The organism is Nostoc cycadae WK-1 (genome assembly GCF_002897135.1).
Lineage (GTDB): Bacteria > Cyanobacteriota > Cyanobacteriia > Cyanobacteriales > Nostocaceae > Nostoc_B.
On the sequence record NZ_DF978470.1, the window covers coordinates 1 to 2,563 of the forward strand.

The window sequence follows — 2,563 nt, forward strand, 5'->3', positions numbered from 1 at the left end:
AGTGATGTGTTCACTCAGAACATTAAAAAGCTGGCTTGGTTGCCTCGGAAACTACCAAACCAGCACTCATTAAAACTAATAAAGGTCAAAGCAAATGCTCAAACCCATTAAACAGTTTAATCATAAGCCAATCAATTGTATGGTGTGCGACGATGACGGCGACGGGGGAGTGGTTGGCGGCGCGGGAGCGATCGAAACGGAAGAAGAGGGGAGAGGGAGGCGAAGAGAGAAATTAACCATAACATATAAACGTTCCAGCCTTCCCTAAATATTTTTTATCAAAAGCACATTCTACGAATTCATAACCATTTCAGTAATTCCGATACCTGACACCGCCATCAAAACAACCGCATTGCTATCTTTGGGTCATAACAATTAGCCACTACAAACTGTTTAGCCGCTTCAAAGACTGTATCAGTATGAACTTTTGCATTATCCACCTCTGCGTTGCTGCTTTCTATAGTCCCAAGGCTTTTGATAATTGCCAGCCCATACGCCAATCTTCTTAAATTTAGCGATCGCCTCTGCATTTCGTAAAGCAATCTTATTAGGACACTTCCCAACATATTGACTATACAAATATGCGTTACCACTGCTCAACTGCTCCTCATTAAGAAGTTTCTCCCCACCGTTCTTAGAGGAATAAACCTCACCGACAATTCGCCCATAGCGATCGCGCTCAATCTCCAAAATTGAAACCCTGCCCCCAACCTCATTAACCAATCTCTGCAAATTAGCCTTTGATTCCTGTCCTAAAGGCTGCTTACTTTCAGGTGCATCAATTCCACAAAATCTAACTCTTGCTTGTAACTGCCCCTGGCGTACTGTAATAGTATCGCCGTCACTGACCTTGACCACTTGCCATTGTGTAGGTATATCTCCTGGTTCCTTGCCAATTGCCTCAGAGATTGATTTAGCACAGCCTGATAAAGCAAATACACTGATAAAAGCTGCAATATAAATTTTTTTTCGATGAAGTTTACAAAATTCCATACTGATTCTCATCACTTACCAAAGTAACAATTGATTCTTTAAGATGGTTGCAGCTTACTGAAAATGTCAAGGTTTCAAGGTACAAGGTAATGAGAAAAGCTAACAAATTAGTTGCTATTGTTTTGGGTGTTGGTGCGATCGCTTCTTCAATATCTCCAGCCTCGGCGGTTCCTTATAAGGGTAGTAATGTATACAAGGTTGTTAAGGAAGGCGTGACATCTATCTATATTTCCTCAACCGCAAATAGCCGCGTACAGGTTGATTTGGGTTCTGTAGAGCGTTCTACCGCCAGAATTGTTGGTGCTTGTGGTGAAGTTCGGATCTCAGTGCCAAATTCCGGCTCATTTACTGGCTTAAAAGTTGATGGCGCTTCTATTTCTGCTGATTCCTTGCCCTCTCAAGTAATGCCTAGCTGTGTAAATGGCACTTTCAGCGAACCTAGACCCGACAACTTCCGTACTCCTAACGGACAAGTTGTAATAGTTAACAAAACTCCAGGCGCGGCGGTCGCCATTGCTCTACCTAATGAAGCAACTAGAAACCTTTCTGTTAACGCCTGCGGATTCGCTATTTTAAGAGCAACTACCAGTACAGCACTACCTGACAGCTTTAGTATTTCGGGAACTGATTATACTACAGCCTCATTACAAGATGCGGGTGATGCTCCCATCTGCCGTACTAGTGGCGGCGAATCTACCGTTTACGTTCCTGGTTCTTGGACAAACTAAATAATTATGTAGCGATCGCCAACTTCCTCTAAGAATTTTAGCGATCGCTTAAATCTCTGCATCCTTCACACTCAGCACTAATAACTTTAGTTCAAATAATGAACGTCGCATTTTAGCCCAAGCCCTGTAGGTCTGGGCTTTTTGATTGTCCAATTGGTTTAACCTAGATAAGTAAGTTTCCGTATCGCTGTTACCTCTGGTGTAACGTGCCTCAAACACCTTAAATTGGTCGGTTGCCCGTGTCGCTACAATCTGGGCAGTTTGATAATCTACCCGTGCCTCGTCAAATTTTACTAAAGACTCTGCAACTTTACCCCTAATCTGATCTGCTAATTGGGCGCGGCTGCGCTGCAACTCCGCGACCTTGACTTGAATATCACCAATAGCGATCGCGTTGCGCTGCGCGTCTGCATTTCCACCTTGCAAGCCCTGGAACAACGGAACACCAATCACATTAAGTAAACCGTTAATAATGCTCGTATCGCCGCTAATAATGCCAGCAATATTTTCAATGATGCCTGTTCGTCTCGGCTGCTGCCCTGTCTGAGTTACAGCATTCTCTTGTGGTGAAAGTAAGTATTGTAGCCCTGGTGTAAGGATGGACAATTGGATAGATTTTTTATTCCTTGCCTTGGCCTCAGCAATGCGTTGATTCGCCTCAGCAATTCGAGCATCGATTTCTTTGAGCAAAGGACTTTGAGTTACAGCCCTAGTCTGTAGCTGTTCTAGGCACACAGCACTAGTTTCTAAACAAGGCAAGCCCCCGCGCAGTAGCCGCCATAAATCATCATTAAATTCTTTCTCAATGATTTCATCAATGTTTGGCTTTCTAAAAGGATTAG

At 43.5% G+C, this 2,563-nt stretch carries 3 protein-coding genes; 1 reads left to right on the forward strand and 2 read right to left on the reverse strand.

Features of this window, described 5'->3' with window-relative positions; all coding sequences use genetic code 11:
• Positions 1-432: 432 nt before the first annotated feature.
• The gene (locus NCWK1_RS28855; protein WP_103127045.1) at positions 433-993 is read right to left on the reverse strand and encodes a thermonuclease family protein; all 561 of its coding nucleotides are present in this window, start codon (positions 991-993) and stop codon (positions 433-435) included.
• 89 nt (positions 994-1,082) lie between these two features.
• Between NCWK1_RS28855 and NCWK1_RS28860 the strand changes: the two genes are divergently transcribed.
• Positions 1,083-1,721 carry a hypothetical protein gene (locus tag NCWK1_RS28860; protein WP_103127046.1) on the forward strand — a complete coding sequence of 213 codons (639 nt, stop codon included), beginning with the start codon at positions 1,083-1,085 and terminating at the stop codon, positions 1,719-1,721.
• A gap of 48 nt (positions 1,722-1,769) precedes the next feature.
• Here NCWK1_RS28860 and NCWK1_RS28865 read toward each other — a convergent pair.
• A partial coding sequence (locus NCWK1_RS28865) for a TolC family protein (RefSeq protein WP_245895020.1) occupies positions 1,770-2,563 on the reverse strand: 794 nt, incomplete at its 5' end.

Excerpts from the sequence above, each read along its gene's own strand:
- NCWK1_RS28855 (WP_103127045.1), bottom strand. The coding sequence starts at position 993 with ATGGAATTTTGTAAACTTCATCGAAAAAAAATTTATATTGCAGCTTTT.
- NCWK1_RS28860 (WP_103127046.1), top strand. The coding sequence starts at position 1,083 with ATGAGAAAAGCTAACAAATTAGTTGCTATTGTTTTGGGTGTTGGTGCG.